At 47.2% G+C, this 17,663-nt stretch carries 12 protein-coding genes, 3 pseudogenes and 1 riboswitch; of the genes and pseudogenes, 5 read left to right on the forward strand and 10 right to left on the reverse strand.

Annotation, left to right across the window (positions count from 1 at the left end):
* Positions 1 to 12: 12 nt before the first annotated feature.
* From D368_RS01950 to D368_RS01970, 5 genes and pseudogenes are all read right to left on the reverse strand, one after another.
* Complete coding sequence (locus D368_RS01950; RefSeq protein ID WP_039253329.1) at positions 13 to 843, reverse strand: NAD(P)H-hydrate dehydratase; 831 nt, start codon at positions 841 to 843, stop codon at positions 13 to 15.
* A gap of 90 nt (positions 844 to 933) precedes the next feature.
* A pseudogene (gene cydC / locus D368_RS01955) lies at positions 934 to 2,663 on the reverse strand (thiol reductant ABC exporter subunit CydC).
* Positions 2,660 to 4,363 (reverse strand): thiol reductant ABC exporter subunit CydD, encoded by a 1,704-nt coding sequence (cydD, locus tag D368_RS01960; RefSeq protein ID WP_128574498.1) that lies wholly within the window; start codon positions 4,361 to 4,363, stop codon positions 2,660 to 2,662. Before cydD ends, cydC begins: the two are co-directional and overlap by 4 nt.
* On the reverse strand, positions 4,363 to 5,379 hold the full coding sequence (gene cydB, locus D368_RS01965) for a cytochrome d ubiquinol oxidase subunit II (RefSeq protein ID WP_003150830.1): 1,017 nt from the start codon (positions 5,377 to 5,379) through the stop codon (positions 4,363 to 4,365). The genes cydD and cydB overlap by 1 nt, the downstream gene beginning before the upstream one ends.
* Positions 5,363 to 6,767, reverse strand: a pseudogene (locus D368_RS01970) (cytochrome ubiquinol oxidase subunit I). Before D368_RS01970 ends, cydB begins: the two are co-directional and overlap by 17 nt.
* 500 nt (positions 6,768 to 7,267) lie before the next feature.
* Here D368_RS01970 and cimH point away from each other — a divergent pair.
* The gene (cimH, locus tag D368_RS01975; RefSeq protein ID WP_039253321.1) at positions 7,268 to 8,611 is read left to right on the forward strand and encodes a citrate/malate transporter CimH; all 1,344 of its coding nucleotides are present in this window, start codon (positions 7,268 to 7,270) and stop codon (positions 8,609 to 8,611) included.
* Positions 8,612 to 8,645: 34 nt separating this feature from the next.
* Here cimH and D368_RS01980 read toward each other — a convergent pair whose 3' ends face one another.
* The 4 genes and pseudogenes from D368_RS01980 to D368_RS01995 form a co-directional block, all read right to left on the reverse strand.
* Complete coding sequence (locus D368_RS01980) at positions 8,646 to 9,488, reverse strand: polysaccharide deacetylase family protein (RefSeq protein WP_003150825.1); 843 nt, start codon at positions 9,486 to 9,488, stop codon at positions 8,646 to 8,648.
* Between the two features lie 99 nt (positions 9,489 to 9,587).
* Entirely contained in the window at positions 9,588 to 10,688 is a 1,101-nt protein-coding gene (locus D368_RS01985; protein WP_014306096.1) for an ABC transporter ATP-binding protein, read from the reverse strand.
* A gap of 117 nt (positions 10,689 to 10,805) precedes the next feature.
* Positions 10,806 to 11,698: pseudogene (locus D368_RS01990) on the reverse strand (PucR family transcriptional regulator).
* Positions 11,699 to 11,865: 167 nt separating this feature from the next.
* Positions 11,866 to 12,702 (reverse strand): YitT family protein, encoded by an 837-nt coding sequence (locus tag D368_RS01995; protein ID WP_003150818.1) that lies wholly within the window; start codon positions 12,700 to 12,702, stop codon positions 11,866 to 11,868.
* Positions 12,703 to 12,767: 65 nt separating this feature from the next.
* Positions 12,768 to 12,869, reverse strand: a riboswitch (guanidine-I (ykkC/yxkD leader).
* Between the two features lie 345 nt (positions 12,870 to 13,214).
* Here D368_RS01995 and D368_RS02000 point away from each other — a divergent pair.
* Positions 13,215 to 13,754, forward strand: coding sequence for a DUF4352 domain-containing protein (locus tag D368_RS02000; RefSeq protein ID WP_128574546.1), 540 nt, complete (start codon positions 13,215 to 13,217; stop codon positions 13,752 to 13,754).
* 46 nt (positions 13,755 to 13,800) lie between these two features.
* On the opposite strand, the gene galE is transcribed toward D368_RS02000, so the two are convergent.
* Positions 13,801 to 14,817: a UDP-glucose 4-epimerase GalE gene (galE, locus tag D368_RS02005; protein ID WP_128574499.1), complete on the reverse strand. Its 1,017-nt coding sequence runs from the start codon at positions 14,815 to 14,817 to the stop codon at positions 13,801 to 13,803.
* Between the two features lie 210 nt (positions 14,818 to 15,027).
* Here galE and pepT point away from each other — a divergent pair, with 210 nt between their 5' ends.
* The 3 genes from pepT (at position 15,028) to D368_RS02015 (ending at position 17,582) form a co-directional block, all read left to right on the forward strand.
* On the forward strand, positions 15,028 to 16,260 hold the full coding sequence (gene pepT, locus D368_RS02010; RefSeq protein WP_039253308.1) for a peptidase T: 1,233 nt from the start codon (positions 15,028 to 15,030) through the stop codon (positions 16,258 to 16,260).
* 576 nt (positions 16,261 to 16,836) lie between these two features.
* Entirely contained in the window at positions 16,837 to 17,004 is a 168-nt protein-coding gene (locus D368_RS19800; RefSeq protein ID WP_003150808.1) for a hypothetical protein, read from the forward strand.
* Between the two features lie 101 nt (positions 17,005 to 17,105).
* Positions 17,106 to 17,582 (forward strand): LURP-one-related/scramblase family protein, encoded by a 477-nt coding sequence (locus tag D368_RS02015; RefSeq protein ID WP_039253306.1) that lies wholly within the window; start codon positions 17,106 to 17,108, stop codon positions 17,580 to 17,582.
* Positions 17,583 to 17,663: the final 81 nt, after the last annotated feature.

Genomic DNA, 17,663 nt, shown 5'->3' on the forward strand with positions numbered 1-17,663 from the left:
GACGCCTTTTCTTTATTCATATTCCTTCCATACACGCGGCAGCAGTTCAGAAAGTTCGTGCGCCAATAAGGTATGGGCGGAGCGCTCTTTCGTCCATAATTCCGCACATTCGCCGTGAAGGCGGACGGCGTTCAATACGGCATGCTTCGGGTCTTGATGACAGCACAGCATGCCGAGAATCATTCCCGTCAGCGTGTCGCCGGTTCCGCCTTTTGCAAGCGCGCCGTTTCCGGTTGTATTCCTGCGGCATTCCCCGTCGGGAAAAGCGATAATGGTTTCGTTTCCTTTCAGGACAATCGTGACATGAAGCCGCTCCGCCCATTCCGCGGCATATTCCGCTCTGTTCTGCTGAATCTCTTGAATCGGAAGGCCTGTCATTCTGGAAAATTCGCCGGGATGAGGCGTCAAGATCACGGGAGCTTTCCTCTTCGGATAGGTTCTTTTCGTAATGGCGCCCGCATCCAGTATGACGGGATAATCGCCAGAAAGCAGCTGATCAGCCGCCTGCTGCACTTCGTCTGTTTGGGGAAGGCCCGGCCCGATGGCAGCGGCCCGGACGGTTTCCCCGGGCTGGCCCGCCGCGGCTTTTTTCCAGCCGTCCCGCCAGTACGTCGCTTCCGGCAGCACTGGGACGATAAGCGGAATGACGCCTGCCGATGTACCGATGACGAGCTTGCCGACACCGCTTCTCATCGCGCCCAATCCGGCCAGAAGGGCGGCTCCCGGCATGTCATCGCTCCCGGCCAGCAATAACGCCGTCCCGAACGTTCCTTTATGGCTGTCTGCCTCCCGTTTCGGCAGCGTATCTTTCACATCTTGTTCCGTCCAATCCATTATATTCATCTCTGTACCTCCTCTTCTGTCTCCTATTTATATTCCAAACAAGAAGAGATTTTAAACCGCACAAAAAAACAGCCGCTCGTTTGCGGCTGTTTATGTTCTGATCGGAACATCAAGACGGTAAAGCTTCCGGTACCTTTCGTTTTCTGCAAGCAGCTCTTGATGGGTTCCTTCCATTTCTGCTTTTCCATTTTCTAAAAAGACGATTTTATCAGCTGTTTCCACACCCGCTAAATGGTGTGTAATCCAGAGGATCGTTTTCTCTTTAAAAACATCAAAAATCGTATCAAGCAATTCACGTTCAGTGACCGCATCAAGGCCGACCGTCGGTTCATCAAGGATAATGACCGGCGTGTCTTGGAGCAGAATACGGGCAAGCGCGATCCGCTGCCGTTCCCCGCCTGAGAAACGAATCCCCGTCTCCTGCACGGACGTTTCATATCCGTCAGGCAGTGATTCAATATAATCATGCAGCTTCACTTGCCGAGCCGCACGCTTAACATCTTCATCACTCGCCTTGCCGTTTCCGAGCCGGATATTGTTCATAATGCTCGTGTTAAAGAGATGAGGTTTCTGATTCAAAACGGCCACCGCTGAGGAAATCTGCTCCTGCACGGCCGCAGTTTCCAGCCCGTTCAGCATCACCTTGCCCGAATCGGGAACTAAGGCGCCTTCAATTAAAGCGAGAGAGGTCGACTTACCGGAGCCGCTCCTGCCGAGCAGCGCCATTTTTTCCCCCTGGCGGAGAGTGAAGGAAAAACGGTCAAGCACATGACTGTGCTGATCATAAGAAAACGTCACGTTATCAAATGTAAGTGTCACATCAGATACATCCAGTTTCTCATCGGTCTGCTTCACCTCACGACTTCGCAGCTCCGGAGCCGCCTTACTCATTCTTTTGATGGAATCCTGATAAGAAGGCACTTCCGTCAGCGCATCCGAAAGGGGCAGAAACGCCTCCGTCAATGGAAATACGACAAGCACAAAGGCCGCGATCATCGTGTTGGCGATGCTGCCGTCCGCATACTGACCCGCCGTCCAGAACAGCATGATCAATATGAAGCCGCCGACAAGGCATTGCGCGGCGAGATCACGCCATCTCGTAAACCGCTGACGTTTGCTTTCAAGGTCAAACCATGCCTTCTCTTTCTCTTCATAAGAGGAAATAAAGGCCGCCTGTCGTCCCGAGAACATCCAGTCGCTCACGCCGAGCACGGCATCTGTCAGCCGGCTGTAGAGCGTATTCCGGCCGCTTTTCAGCCTCATGTTTTTCGCTCTCGTCACAAGAAGCGACACAACCGGAAACAATACAACCAATATAAACAGGTAAATCGCCGCAAAAGCGGCAAACGGCCAGGAAAAAAAACCGAGTCCGATAACGGATGCCGCATACAGCAGCAAAGCGGAAACCGCCGGGAAAATCGTTTTTAAAAACGCATCCTGCAAATGCTCAATATCCTCAGCCAAAATGCCGAGCATGTCGCCCGTCCGAAAACGGGATGAAAGCATGAGCGAGGCCGGCTCCAGCATATTGTAAAGCCGCACCCTCATGTCGGACACGATTTTCAAAATGATATGGTGTCCCGTCAGACGCTCGGCGTACCGTGAGACTGAACGGGCAATCCCGAACGTCCGCACGGCCACAATCGGAACGTACACCAGCAGGATATTCTCAGGCCTTGTCGCCGACTTAGAGATCAAAAAACCGGAAGTGAACATGAGAAAGGCCGCCGAAAAAATCGTCACCGCGCCTAAAAAATCACAAGAACAAACAAACGGGCATTTTGCTTCATATACGGCAGAATCCATTCTTCTTTTCTCATGTTCTTTCCCCCAGTTGCGCCTTTACAAGTTTGGCGTATACGCCTTGTTTCGCCATCAATTCGTCGTGGGTGCCGATTTCCGCCACCGCGCCGTCATCAAGCACGATAATTTCATCCATCTCAAGCATCCAGTGAAGACGGTGAGTGGCCAGAAAGACAAGTTTGTTTTCAAACAGGTCTTTCATCGTTTCTTTTATTTCATATTCTGTTTCAATATCAAGGTGAGCGGTCGGCTCATCCAAAAGGAGAATCGGCCGGTTTCCTAAAAAGGCTCTGGCCAGCGCGACACGCTGAGCCTGCCCTCCGCTGAGCGTCCGTCCGCCCTCGCCGATCCGGCCGTCAAGACCGCCGGGCAGATCGCGGATCAGTCCGGAAAGACCCGCTGAATCAGCGGCGCGCGCCGTTTCCTCACGGGAAGCATCAGGATGATAAAACCGGATATTATTCAAAAGCGTGTCATCAAAAATGTACGGATGCTGCGGAATATAGAGCAGCTGCTTCTGCCAGCCGTCCGACTGAAGATGCGAGCGGGATTCACCGTTTACCTTGATCTCACCGGACGCAGGCTCTAAAAAGCCGCCCAGCACATCAATGAGTGTCGATTTTCCCGCACCGCTTTCCCCGATAATTCCGATTTTCTTCTTCCCTTTAAAGGACAGATGAAATTCAGACATCGATTCTCGGACGGACAAACGCGTAAGCTGTAATTCATCCCCGTCAGTCCACGTATCAAGTTCGAGCGGCTTTTCTTCTTTAAAACCGGGCTGCGCCAAAATCGCTTGAATGGTTTTCCCCGCCTCCTGCCCGTTTAACGTCGCGTGGTAATCATTTCCCACTTCGCGGACCGGGAGAAAATATTCAGGCGCGAGAATCAGCGCGGTCAATGCCGGACCGAGCAGAATTTGTCCGTCTATCAGCCGCAGGCCGAGAAACACCGCCACTGTCGCCACCGACAGCATCGTAAAGAAATCCAGGGCGAATGATGATAAAAACGCGACCCGGAGCGTACTCATCGTCGCCTTGCGGTATCTCTCACTGACATGAAAGATGTTTTTACTGTGTGATTTGCTTAATCCTAAAAACCGCAATGTCTCCAGTCCGCGGAGCGAATCCACGAAATGATTGGAAAGCGTCTGATAGGACTTCCATTGGCGATCGGCTTTTTTCTGCGCGACAAGTCCGAGCAGGATCATAAATACAATCAAAATCGGAAGCGCAAGAATCAGAATCAAAGCCGATGTTTTATCCTGAAAAAACACGTAAATAACAACGGCCGCCGGCACAATCGCCATGCTGACCATTTTCGGCAGAAACAGCTCTAAATAACGGCGGAACTGGCTGATGCCTTCCATCGCCAGCGTCACCATCCGGCCTGTCCCCTCTTTTTTCGCAAAGCGGGGGCCGAGACGGAACAATTGCTCAAGAAATCTTTTTCTTAAGTCTGCGCCGGTTTGCGCGGCATATTGGTATACGATTTTCTGCCGGACCGCTGTCACCGCATGCCGGACCAAAAACGCAAGCAGGAAAAAGCCGATAACCGGATAAAGAGAAGCAATCCGCTTCCCGTTAAATAATCCGGTTACCGCCTGGCTCAGCCATTCCGCCTGCAAGATGATGGCGGCCGTTTGTATAATCGTTAATCCCGTAATGATCGCAAGAATCCGCTTCATTCCTTTATAAAGAAACAGGTCTTTTCCCATTAATAAGTCATAGGCTCCTTATGGCTGACGCGTTTCCGGAAGACATAATAGCTCCAGATCTGACTGCCGATGACAAACGGCAGCAGAGTCAGTGCGGCAATTGTCATGACTTTAAGTGAATAATCACCGGATGACGCGTTAGCTACTGTTAAGTCATACGCGCTTTTCAGCGAGCTGACCATGACGCGCGGGAACAGAGAGATAAAAATCATCGCAACTGTCAAAGCAAGACCCGCGCCGGTCATACCGAATGCCCAGCCGTCTTTTTTCTTGCTCATGAACACAACAGCAAGAACGTTGCAGATGACAATCAGCACGAATACCGGAATCGTGATGTTTGCCCGGCGTGTAAACATATCCGTATCGTATGCAGACATCGCAAAGAAAGCAAGTACAACAAGAAAGATAACACCGATTACGCGTTTTGCCATTTTTCTCGCACGCTCTTGTAAATCACCGATCGTGCGCAGTGTGACAAACATTAAACCGTGCAGGAATGAAAGAAGGGTGACGGCTGCTCCGCCAAGGACGGAATACACGTTCACAATATCTGAGAAACCCGCATGCATATTCATATGGCCGTCAATCGGCATGCCGCGGAACAAGCTTGTGAAGATCAGGCCGAATACAAACGGCGGGATAAGGCTGCCGAAGAAAATCACCCAGTCCCATGTTTTGACCCATTTTAAATGATTCACTTTTCCGCGGAATTCAAACGCCACCCCGCGGCCCATTAAAGCAAGAAGGATGATGATAAACGGAATATAATATCCGCTCAGCATCGTCGCATACCAGTTCGGGAATGCCGCGAAGATCGCTCCCGTACCTGTCAGCAGCCATACCTCATTCGCATCCCAGAACGGGCCGATGGTGTTAATCAGCACTCTGCGTTCTAATTCATTATGGCCAAGAAATCGGGTCGAAATGCCGACACCGAAATCAAAACCTTCTAAAAAGAAAAATCCGACAAACAAAACTGAAACGAGTACAAACCAAAGATCATGAAGTGACCCCATGGTAGACCTCCTGACTGAACGGATCCGTTGATACAGGAACATCCTTGTGATCATCATGGTCCGCACCTTTTTTAATTTCACGAACGAATAGGAAAACAAGCAGCGCGCCTAAAATCAAGTACATGACGCCGAAACCGATAATTGAAAACAGCAGAGATCCCGTCGTTACGTTAGGCGAAACGGATTGTGCGGTTGTCATTTGCCCCATAACCGTCCACGGCTGGCGGCCGATTTCAGTCATAATCCATCCGGCAGAGTTCGCAATGAACGGGAATGCGATCAGTGCGATCATGCCCCGTAAATACCACTTGCTCGTATGAAGCTTTTTGCGGCGGTTCAGAATAAAGCCTGCAATCGCGGCAAAAATCATAAGCGCACCCGCTCCCGCCATAATGCGGAAACTCCAGAACGTCGTTTTAACAGGCGGGATATAGTCGCCTTTTCCGTACGTTTTTTCATATTCTTTTTGAAGTGTTTTCATCCCTTTCACACTGCCGCTGAACTTCTGGTAAGCCAAGTAGCTGAGTGCGTAAGGAATTGAAATTTCTGATGTGTTTTTTCTTTATTCGTATCAATATTCGCAAAAGCCGTCCACGCGGCAGGATCACCGCTGTCATCCCAAAGCGCTTCACTGGCGGCCATTTTCATCGGCTGCGATTCCATTAAATGCTCAGCCTGCATGTGTCCGCTGAACGCAACGCCGATACCGGCGATCAGACCGACAATCATCGAAAGCTTGAAAGATTTATGGAAGAAAGGCACTTCTTTTTTCTTCAATAATTTAAATGCGCTGACACCGGCGATAAAGAAAGCACCCGTCGCAAGCGCTCCGAAAATGACGTGAGGGAATTCAACCCAAAGCTGAGGGTTTGTCAAAAGCGCTCCGAAGTCATTCATTTCCGCGCGGCCGTTTTTAATCGTAAAGCCGACCGGCTCCTGCATGAATGAGTTTGCCGTCAAAATCCAGAAAGATGACATAATCGTTCCGAAGGATACAAGCCAAATGCAAAGCAAATGCACTTTTTTAGATAAACGGTCCCAGCCGAAAATCCATAATCCGATAAAAATAGACTCCATAAAAAACGCCAAAAGCGCTTCAATCGCAAGCGGAGCCCCAAATACGTCCCCGACAAAACGGGAATAATCAGACCAGTTCAATCCGAACTGGAATTCCTGAAGAATCCCTGTGACGACGCCGACAGCAAAGTTAATTAAAAAGAGATGCCCCCAAAATTTAGCCATTTTGAGATAGGTCTCTTGTTTTTGACAACATAAAGCGTCTCCATCAAAGCAACCATAAACACAAGCCCGATAGACATAGGCACAAACAAGAAGTGAAACAATGTTGTAGATGCAAATTGAATGCGGGCTAATACCAACTCACTCATGATGTTTTTCCTCCAATCTGGTAAATTGCTCAACATTTCACAAACATAGTGGAATTCTTGCTCGGTATTTCACAAAAAATGATATATTTGCTCAATGTTTCACAAATTCGTCAAAACTATTGAAATATCAGCCTGTACACCCTAGGGACAGCGGCTGTCATAGAAATGATTCAATATCATTACTTTACAACGATTCAGCCTAAAAAAAGAATCAATATACCTAAAATCAGGCTGAAATTGTGACTGATTATTGTCGGATTTGTAGAGATTTTATGTCAGCACCTAGGATATTTGTCCCTTTGATATCGTACCTCTTTTTTATTCGTGTGGCGAACAAAATGCTTTTCTCGGCGAAAAAGTCCGCCAAATCGCCATTTTGAGAAAGAAAATGTGAAGAAAGCATGTCCTCTAGTAAATTCATAATATATGAACAATTTAAATTTTTTAGTATACTTTAAATGGGGATATTTTTTCACTACATAACGACTGGGGGAACAAGCATGGGAGAACTTCAACCAAAATTGCAAACGGATTCAATCCAAAAACAGGAACGGACTGATAACTGGTTTGCCAGAGCAATGAATATAAGAATCGGCATTATTCCTCTTCCTATCTATATCCTGCTTTTCTTGCTTATTACGGTGTTTGTCATGAGCCGTGATGTAAAAAGCGACATTCTGACATCAATTGCCGTCATGAGTTTTTTCGGATTTACCTTCGGCCAGATCGGAAAATCCATTCCGATCGTGCGGTCCATCGGCGGCCCTGCGATTCTCGCAACCTTTATTCCATCCGCTGTCGTCTACTACCACCTGCTTCCGAAAGACATTATTACTTCAACAACAGAATTCACGGAAAGCTCCAACTTTCTCTATCTATTTATTGCCGGTATCGTCGTCGGCAGTATTCTCGGGATGAAAAGAGAGACGCTCGTCAAAGCTTTCGTTAAGATTTTTATTCCGCTGATCGCCGGCTCGATCGCGGCCGCCGTCGTCGGCTTATGCGTCGGGACGCTGCTCGGGCTCGGCTTTCAGCACACGCTGCTTTATATCGTCGTTCCGATTATGGCGGGGGGTGTCGGTGAAGGCGCGATTCCTTTATCCATCGGCTACTCCGATATTATGCCGATGTCCCAGGGAGACGCCTTTGCGCTTGTGCTGCCGTCCATCATGCTAGGCAGCCTGTGCGCCATTATGTTATCAGGTTTGCTGAATGTCATCGGGAAACGCAAACCGGAATGGACGGGCAACGGGAAGGTTGATAAGTCTGATCATTCCGCTCCCGCATTGGAACAGCCGGCCGATGATAAAACGTTTGATTTGTCCTTTTTCGCTTCGGGCGGTATTTTAGCGGTTTCCCTCTATTTGGTCGGCATGCTGGCGCATGATTTCTTTCAGCTTCCGGCTCCTGTCGTGATGCTCGTCCTTGCCGTTCTCATTAAGCTGTTCAGGCTGGCGCCGGCTTCGATTGAAAACGGAGCCTTCGGCGTCTCGCGCTTTTTCTCCACAGCCGTGACCTATCCGCTCTTATTTGCGATCGGCGTTTCAATGACACCGTGGGACAAGCTGATTGCGGCGTTTACGATCAGCAACATCATTACCATTTTATCAATCGTCGTCACGATGATGGCCGTCGGTTTTCTGACCGGAAAATGGCTGAATCTGTACCCGATTGAGACGGCGGTTATTAATGCCTGCCATTCCGGCCAGGGCGGCACCGGCGACGTCGCGATCTTGAGCGCCGCTGAACGGCTTGAGCTTATGCCGTTCGCCCAAGTGTCGACCAGAATCGGCGGAGCGATTACCGTAAGCGTCACTCTTCTGCTGCTTCATCAATTCTATTAAACTGAAAAAAGCCTCCGCATATGCGGAGGCTCTGTTATTTCATCACATTTTGAATATAAGAGCCGAATGCAGCGCCGGACATGCCCGGCGACACACGGACGCGGTGAAGCCCGTAAAGCCCCTGATCTCTAGACGCCGCTCCCGGCTCTGTCGTGACCGCCATACGGTAGCCTGACGAGGCGGCGGCTTTTAATGTTTCTTTATTATATCGTCCGACAGGGTAGCTGATCATAGTCGTCCGCTGCCCGAACATTTGATCAAATAAACGCTTAGAGTCCTTCATTTCACGTCGCTGCTGCTGCGGTGTGAGCCCGTTCAATTCGAGATGGTTCATCGTATGGCTCTGAATGGAAATGCCGTGGGCGGCCATCTCCTTCATCTGCTTCTCAGTCAGATGATTCTTATGCCCGATAAAGTTTCCGATCATAAAGATTGTCGCTTTCATCTTGTATTTCTTTAAAATGGGATAGGCTGCTTTCACATTGTCTGTATAGCCGTCATCAAATGTGATCAGAACACATTTTTCACGCGGCTCCTTATCCTCCGTCAGCATCAGATAGGCTTCTTCAGGAGTCATCGTATAATAGCCGTGATCATGAAGCCACTTCATATGCTGCCGGAATTCTTCCTTCGGCACACGCAGGCTGTTTCCCTCTGAAATGCTGTGATACATCAGAATCGGCAGTCTCGCCGTTCCTTTCGTTTGAACCCAGGCGGACGTATCCGGCTCTTTTTTGATTTGCCGCTTTACGGACTTTTTTTCGCTGTGCGCTTCTGCCTTCGGAATGCTTTGTTCGGCGCTTGCCTCATGGCCCGAGCAGGCGGCAAGTGTAAACACGGCAGCCAAAAGGCACATGCACATGATCATGCGTTTCATCGTTTTCCTGCTTTCTGTCTTCTATTTACTTTTTATATCGGTTATGCGTCATAAATTGTTACATCAAAAAAACCGGACATCCAGCTGTCCGGCTTTGCGTTATGAGCGGATTCTGATTTCTGTTTCACTGTCAAAAAAGTGAGCCTTATTCATGTCGAAAGCGACGGTCAATTCCTCACCGGCACGAATGTCATGGCGGGCGTCAATCCGGGCGATAAAATCCTGATCCCCGATCCGGGAATAAACCATAATTTCTGACCCGAGCAATTCCGCGACATTGATTTTAGCTGTGATGGATGAATTCTTATAGGATTCTACTACAATCAGCTCGTCATGTATGTCTTCCGGGCGGATGCCGAAGATGATATCTTTGCCGGCATACCCTTTTTCCCGGAGCATTTTCATTTTCCCTTCCGGCACGCTGAGAGCGGCTGAACCGATCTGAATGGCGCCGTCCGTCAGCTTTCCTTTGAAAAAGTTCATCGCCGGAGAGCCGATAAACCCGCCGACAAATACGTTTTCGGGATGTTCATACACTTCTTTCGGGGTGCCGATCTGCTGAATTTTTCCGTCCTTCATGACTACGATGCGTGTCGCCATCGTCAGTGCTTCTGTTTGGTCGTGCGTCACATAGATTGTGGTTGTTTGCAGCCTTTGATGGAGCTTAATAATTTCAGCCCGCATCTGCACCCGAAGCTTTGCGTCCAGATTTGACAGCGGCTCATCCATTAAAAACACTTTGGCGTCCCTGACAATCGCCCGGCCTAATGCAACCCGCTGCCGCTGCCCGCCGGAGAGCGCCTTCGGTTTACGGTGCAGATACTCTGTGAGCCCCAGCATTTTCGCCGCTTCTTCGACCCGTTTTTTAATCTCCGGTTTCGGCATTTTCCTCAGCTTCAGACCGAAAGCGATATTATCATAGACCGTCATGTGCGGATATAACGCATAGTTTTGAAACACCATGGCGATATCCCTGTCTTTAGGAGCGATGTCATTCACTCTCGTATCACCGATATAGAAATCGCCCTTCGTAATGTCTTCCAGCCCGGCTACCATCCGCAAAGTTGTCGACTTGCCGCACCCCGACGGACCGACAAACACGATAAACTCTTTATCTTTAATATGAAGGTTAAAATCATCGACAGCCGCTTCTTTTTGATCGTAATACTTATAAATATGCTCGAGCCGAAGTTCCGCCATGTATATCCCCCTTTATTTGTAAACGCTTTCTTAAATAGGATTGTAACAGCGTCAGACGGCGGCGGATATAGGCAATGTTCATAAAAAAAGTCCGCTGCCTTCGTGCACATTTCCCATTTAATGTGATTTTTCATATTGCAGACAAATGAAATAAGCCAGCAGGGCGCCCCGATATGTCTTAATATCAATACCTGAGCGTTCCGCAAATTTATCAATCCGATATTGAAGACTGTTGCGGTGCAAATGCAGTTTTTTCGATGTGAGCGACATGTTCGAGTTATGTTCAATAAAGGTCTGAATCGTATGCTTCAGCTCCGGTTCTTTCTGAAACAGCAGCGCCGCTTCTTCGTGAAGCAAGGCTGAGAGCTTTTCTCTGCTTTCTTCCGTGAGCATGGCCGGAAATACCGTTTCCGCGGTCAGCGTGCTCAGCTGCGGGAGATGACGCCGGCCGATCTGACAATATTGCTGTTCTCTCTGATAATGAAGGCGCAGACGTTCCCCCTTGCAGTAATACCTTCCGACGAAAAAACGGACACTGAAATAAAAATCGCCTTCGAGAATCTTCACAAAAGATGCGATGTCATCCGAATCTGGCGCTCCCAGCTTTTCTTCCTCCACAATCACGCCATGATCCCTCCCCGTCGGGACAACTGTATATAAAACCGGCCAGAAATGGCGCAGCGCTTCCGTAAATGCCCCCCAGTCCCGTTCTCCCAATAAGTCATAATGGATAAAACGGACACGCGGCTCCTTGACATCAGGCACCGGACCTTCTTCCAGCAGAAAACGCCGCCACCTCTTTGCTGCCGCCGTCTCCGGAAAAAAACGCCTTTTTCTTCAGCGGGCGTCAAAAATGATTCCAGAAGCAGTTTCTCCTTCGGGGTAATATCCTCCTTCGGAATGGCGGCATAGACCCGCCTTTTCTCATCATAAAAGCAAAAGACATCCTCCGCCGTACAGCACGTATCAGACAACACAGCCCTCGGGTAAATTGCCAATAACGGGTTCATATGCGCTCCTTTCTATCGCTCTATCATATTTTCAGTATAAAACGTCCGGCCGATAGTATCCACTTCGTTTTAAGAAACAGCTTTCAGGCTATTTCCCGGGAAACGGATCATAACCGCTTCTGCCGGCATAAGAAAAAAACCCTCTGCGCCGGCAGAGGGATCCTTTTTTATTTAGAGATATCGACGAAGCCTTCACCAAAGACGTCACGCACATCATGAACAATGACAAACGCTTTTGTATCACAGCTTTTAATAATTTTTTTGAGCATGGAAAGCTCTTGTTTCTGGATGACGATATATAAAATTTCCTTCGACTGCCCCGTGTAATTTCCTTTACCCGACAGCAGCGTAACCCCTCTGTCCATCAGCGTGTTGACCTGTTCAGCGATTTCGTGCTTATGCTCAGATATAATTGTCACCGCTTTTTTCGTATTCAGGCCTTCAATGATAAAGTCCATCACCTTCGTTCCGATATACAGCATAACAATGGTAAACATCATTTTTTCCGCACCGATGATGAAATAAGAACTGAAGACGACAATCAGATCAAAGAACAAAAGCGCATAGCTGATATTCCAATCGAGATATTTGTTCGCAATCCTCGCCAAAATGGCAGAACCCGCAGTCGTGCCTCCGACTCGAATAATGATCCCGATTCCGACACCGGCAAACACACCCGCAAAAATAGTATTAATAATGAGTTCATGTGAAGGCGAGTGCCAATCATGCGTCAGATGCAGAAACAGTGAGTTGGCGACAACGGTAATGATCGTATAAAGCGTTGTTTTTCCGTCTAAAAATTTATATCCGATAATCAATAAAATCCCGTTCAAAATGATATTCGTCACCCCGGGCGACCATTCAAACACATAGTACAAGATCAGGGTGATTCCCGTTACCCCGCCCTCTCCAAGATCATTCGGAATGGCGAATAAATTAACGGCCAAAGCAAAGATAAAAGCTCCAATAATCAGCATCAGCACATCCAGCAATCTCTTTTTCATCCCAGACACTCCCTTTTTATAAAATCAAAAAAGCCCGGGAGAGCACTCTTCATTAAAAGAGCAGAAACTCCCGGGCTTTTATCCCAACGTGTCACAGCAGGAACCTGCTGTGTGTTTTCTCTCGGTCCAGACCAATTCAGCATTGCGGAACCCTAGAAAACCACTGTTTTTTATGTTCAGTTTTTGTATATCTTTCAAGATTATACGGGAAATCCCGAACATGTTCAACCACTCTTTTTTCAATAAACCTATAAAGAATTCGAACGATCTGCCGATACTAAAAAAGGAACTAAAATACATGACTAAAAAATTATTAAAATACTTTTTTTCTCAAAATATTATTGACTATAGGTTATTTTACAGGCATTATAGTATGTAGTTTTTAAGAAATAGTTTACATAGGAGGAAATATTATGGCAGGCAACCTGGTGTCTTGTAAGGCGTGCGGCAAAGAAATCGCTAAAGGCGTTAAAAAATGCCCCAACTGCGGTAAAGATCAGAGAAACTTTTTTATGAGACATAAAATCATCACACTGCTTCTGGCAGTAGTGGTTATTATCATTCTCGTAAACATCGGCGGCGGAGGCGATTCTTCATCATCTAAGGTCGCATCTTCAAGTTCTGCGGAATCTAAAGAAAAACTGTATAACATCGGTGACACTGTTAAGACTGAGAAAACTGAAGTGACTCTTACAAAAATAGAAAAAAGAGACTCAGTAGGGACACAATATATCCAGAAAAAAGCGTCTGACGGCGGCGTTATCGTAGCTGTACAATACACAGTTAAAAATGTTTCAAAGAAGCCTATTAGCTCTTTCTCCATTCCGAGCGTGAAACTAGTAGATTCTGAAGGAACTTCCTATGATCCGGATATTGACGCTTCATCGACTTATGCAACGGAAACAAAAGTGAACAACAGTAAAATTTTAAGTGACCTGAACCCGAACATTAAGGTCACTGGAGTGAAAGCCTTTGAAGTTGATAAAGACGCATACTCTAAAGGCACTTGGAAAATAAAATTCAGCAACGATGTTGAAGTAAAAGTTAAATAATGATCATAACAAAAGAGACCTTCATCATTTGAAGGTCTCTTTCTTTTTACGCCTTTTGGTACCCGTTCACATTGGAGGACTGCCACTTCCAAGAGTCGGCGCACATTTCTTCAAGCCCGCGCTTTGCTTCCCAGCCTAATTCAGCCTTCGCTTTTGCCGGGTCTGCGAAGCATGCGGCGATGTCTCCCGGGCGCCGGTCGGCAAAACGGTACGGCACTTCTTTTCCCGATACTTTTTCAAACGCCTTGACCATCTCCAGAACGCTGTAGCCTCTTCCTGTGCCGAGATTATAGGCGTCGGCGCCCGTTGTGTTCAGCACCTTTTCAAGCGCTCTGACATGCCCCTCGGCAAGGTCAACGACATGGATGTAATCCCGCACGCCGGTGCCGTCCTTTGTCGGATAATCATTGCCGAACACCTGCAATTGCTCAAGCTTGCCGACAGCGACTTGTGCGACGTACGGCATTAAATTATTCGGAATGCCGTTCGGGTCTTCTCCGATCCGGCCGCTCGGGTGCGCGCCGAACGGATTAAAGTAGCGGAGCAGCGCAATGCTCCATTCAGAGTCCGCTTTATGCAGATCGCGTAAAATCTGTTCCAGCATCAGCTTTGTCTGCCCGTAAGGATTGGTCGCGCTTAAAGGAAAATCCTCAGTGATCGGCGTTGTTTCCGGAACGCCGTAAACCGTCGCTGAAGAACTGAAGACGATTTTTTTCACGCCGTGTGCCTGCATGGCTTCACATAAAATAAACGTTCCCGTCAGATTATTATGATAATAACGGAGCGGAACAGCCACAGACTCACCGACGGCTTTTAATCCCGCAAAATGAATGACGGCTTCAATCTCATTTTCAGCAAACACACGGTGAACGGCGTCACGGTCAAGGAGATCCGCTTCATAAAACACAAGCCCTTTTCCGGTAATGTCTTTCACACGCTCCAATGCTTCCGGTGAACTGTTTGACAGATTATCCAGAACCACGATGTCATAGCCGCCGTTTAACAGCTCGACACATGTGTGGCTTCCGATATAACCCGCTCCGCCTGTCACTAAAATCGCCATGAAGAAAGCCTCCCCTATTGAATGAATTGACCATATTATATCGGTTTTTTCTTCCTCAATCATCCATTTCCAAAAAGTTTAATCGTTTAGTCATCGTTTCTTCATAATTTATTTTCATTCGCGTAAAAAACAGAGCCCTCAATTCAAACGGGTTGTGAAATAGAAATCCCTCCCCCGCGCATGGTAAGATAAGACAAAGGAGATGACGGTATGAAAAATGAAATCATTGAACGCTTTACCTCTTACGTAAAAGTCGATACACAGTCTGACGAAAACAATGAAAACTGCCCTTCAACCCCCGGCCAGCTGACATTGGCCAACATGCTGGCAGATGAATTAAAGTCGATCGGCATGACAGAAATCACAGTCGATGACAACGGGTACGTCATGGCGACTCTGCCGGCGAATACGGATAAAGACGTGCCGACTGTCGGTTTTCTGGCTCACGTGGACACCGCGACCGATTTTACCGGGAAAAATGTGAATCCTCAGATTATTGAAAGCTACGACGGCCATGATATCGTTCTGAATGACAAACTCAATGTCGTCCTGTCGCCTGAGCAATTCCCGGAGCTTTCCCGCTATAAAGGCCAGACGCTGATTACAACAGACGGCACGACGCTGCTCGGAGCCGACAACAAAGCGGGCATTGCCGAAATCATGACAGCAATGGCGTACTTGATCAAACATCCGGACATCAAACACGGAACGATCCGGGTCGCGTTCACGCCCGATGAAGAAATCGGCAGAGGCCCTCACAAATTCGATGTCGCCCGCTTCAACGCCGCATTCGCCTACACGATAGACGGAGGCCCCCTCGGCGAACTGCAATATGAAAGCTTTAACGCAGCCGCCGCAAAGCTTACTTGTTACGGAAAAAGCGTCCACCCGGGGACGGCGAAAAACAAAATGGTCAACGCTTCAAAAATCGCGATGGAATTTCATCATGCGCTGCCGAAAGAAGAAGCGCCGGAATATACGGAAGGGTATGAAGGCTTCTATCATTTACTTTCCATGGACGGAGACGTTTCTGAAGCCGCCCTGTCGTACATCATCAGAGACTTTGACAGAGACCGCTTTGCAGAACGAAAAGAATATATGCAGAAAACCGCCGATGCGCTAGCGGCCAAATACGGCAAGGAAAGCATCAAGCTTGAACTGCGTGATCAATATTACAACATGAGAGAAAAAATCGAACCGGTCAAAGAGATAGTCGATGTCGCGTATCAAGCCATGAAAAACCTCGACATCGAACCGATTATCGAACCGATCCGGGGCGGAACCGACGGATCACAGCTCTCTTACATGGGACTGCCGACACCGAACATTTTCACGGGCGGCCAAAACTTCCACGGAAAATATGAATACATTTCCGTCGATCATATGGAAAAGGCGGTAAACGTCATTGTTGAAATCGCCAGGCTCTTTGAAGAGCGCGCTTAAAACCAAAGCCCCCTGCTTTGGTTTTTTTCTTTCACATGAAACCTTTCCTTCTTTCTTTCCGTATATAAGGTATGAAATGGAAAGAAGGAGTGAAGACTATGGCAAGAGGGACTGTAGCGAAAGAATTGAAAAAAACCTTAAAAGACCCGCGTGTTCTGGAGACAAAATCAAACCCTTTTAAAAAACTGCGGAAAATGTTCAAACGATTTTTTTAAGATAACATCTCGTTTTCTTTAAAAAAATAAAGAAAGCGCTGTCAACTTGCAGTCATCTGTTAGAAGCAGTTATTTTGCATATCATAAGGTTTTTTAGGGTACTGAATAACACAAGGCAAACGAAAACACCGAAGTAGTTAATTAGACACTTACAAAAAATAGTGAAAAAGTTATATAAACGATCATCATTCATCAGCCGATACAATCTATAGAACCACAACAAGAGCAAAATTTCTTCAACCCATAGTCATTTTTACGGAAAATGACATTATTTTTTAAAAAAGTGACAATTGTTTGAATACTTTTCGTTTGTTTTTTCGTACAATAATAATACCAAAACTTTTTTTGGGAGGTATGTAAAATGATGCTACTTATTTTCGCTGCTTTGACAGGGTATCTTGTTTTCTCTTTCAGTAAGGACAACCGCCGGAAAACGCCAAAGACAAGCCCGCTGGTGACAGCTGCCGACACGAATAACATCATTGATTTAAATGCGATCCGTCAAAAACGCCGGATGCCGCTATCATAAAAACGACAGCTGCCGCAAAATCGGCAGCCTTTTTTTATGCACCCGGCCGATATGAAACCTTCCGCCTCCTTTTTTCGTACAACATAAAAAAGGAGTTTTTTATGTACCATTTTTACATCAAAGAGCGAATGTTTACGATTAAGAATCGTTTTCAAGTGTTTCTTGAAAGCGGAAAAGAAGTCTACAATGTTGAAGGAAAGCTGTTTTCATTCGGTGATGAACTGAAGCTGACTGATTTGGACGGCCGCACGCTTGCCAGCGTCAATCAGAAACTGATGTCGCTCGTTCCCCGTTACGAGATTTCCGTCAGCGGCAAACCCGTCTGCCAAGTCATCAAGAAAGTCACGTTTTTCAAACCGAAATTTGAAATTTCCGGACTCGGCTGGGATCTTACCGGCGATGTGTGGGGCCGGAATTTTCAAGTGACAGACGGAAAATCAAACCGGATGACCGTCACCAAATCATGGATGAGCTGGGGCGATTCCTATCATTTGCAGATTGAAAAGGAAGAGGATATTGCTCTTTGTCTTGCGATCGCCATCGTGATAGATATGATTCTATTTGAGGGTGACAAATAAAAATATTTATCGAAATATATTGACAATATAAGATAATATACTAAGATTAAGAGTATTACAGTTTATTCTGAAAAATATCAT

The organism is Paenibacillus lentimorbus NRRL B-30488 (assembly GCF_000411595.1).
GTDB classification, from domain to species: Bacteria; Bacillota; Bacilli; order Bacillales; family Bacillaceae; genus Bacillus; species Bacillus velezensis.

Bases quoted from the DNA above. Each gene is read 5' to 3' on its own strand.
- cimH (WP_039253321.1), top strand. From the start codon at position 7,268: ATGGGAGAACTTCAACCAAAATTGCAAACGGATTCAATCCAAAAACAG.
- D368_RS02000 (WP_128574546.1), top strand. From the start codon at position 13,215: ATGAGACATAAAATCATCACACTGCTTCTGGCAGTAGTGGTTATTATC.
- D368_RS19800 (WP_003150808.1), top strand. From the start codon at position 16,837: ATGATGCTACTTATTTTCGCTGCTTTGACAGGGTATCTTGTTTTCTCT.
- D368_RS01985 (WP_014306096.1), bottom strand. From the start codon at position 10,688: ATGGCGGAACTTCGGCTCGAGCATATTTATAAGTATTACGATCAAAAA.
- D368_RS02015 (WP_039253306.1), top strand. From the start codon at position 17,106: ATGTACCATTTTTACATCAAAGAGCGAATGTTTACGATTAAGAATCGT.
- D368_RS01980 (WP_003150825.1), bottom strand. From the start codon at position 9,488: ATGAAACGCATGATCATGTGCATGTGCCTTTTGGCTGCCGTGTTTACA.
- D368_RS01995 (WP_003150818.1), bottom strand. From the start codon at position 12,702: ATGAAAAAGAGATTGCTGGATGTGCTGATGCTGATTATTGGAGCTTTT.
- D368_RS01950 (WP_039253329.1), bottom strand. From the start codon at position 843: ATGAATATAATGGATTGGACGGAACAAGATGTGAAAGATACGCTGCCG.
- cydD (WP_128574498.1), bottom strand. From the start codon at position 4,363: ATGGGAAAAGACCTGTTTCTTTATAAAGGAATGAAGCGGATTCTTGCG.
- pepT (WP_039253308.1), top strand. From the start codon at position 15,028: ATGAAAAATGAAATCATTGAACGCTTTACCTCTTACGTAAAAGTCGAT.
- cydB (WP_003150830.1), bottom strand. From the start codon at position 5,379: ATGGGGTCACTTCATGATCTTTGGTTTGTACTCGTTTCAGTTTTGTTT.
- galE (WP_128574499.1), bottom strand. From the start codon at position 14,817: ATGGCGATTTTAGTGACAGGCGGAGCGGGTTATATCGGAAGCCACACA.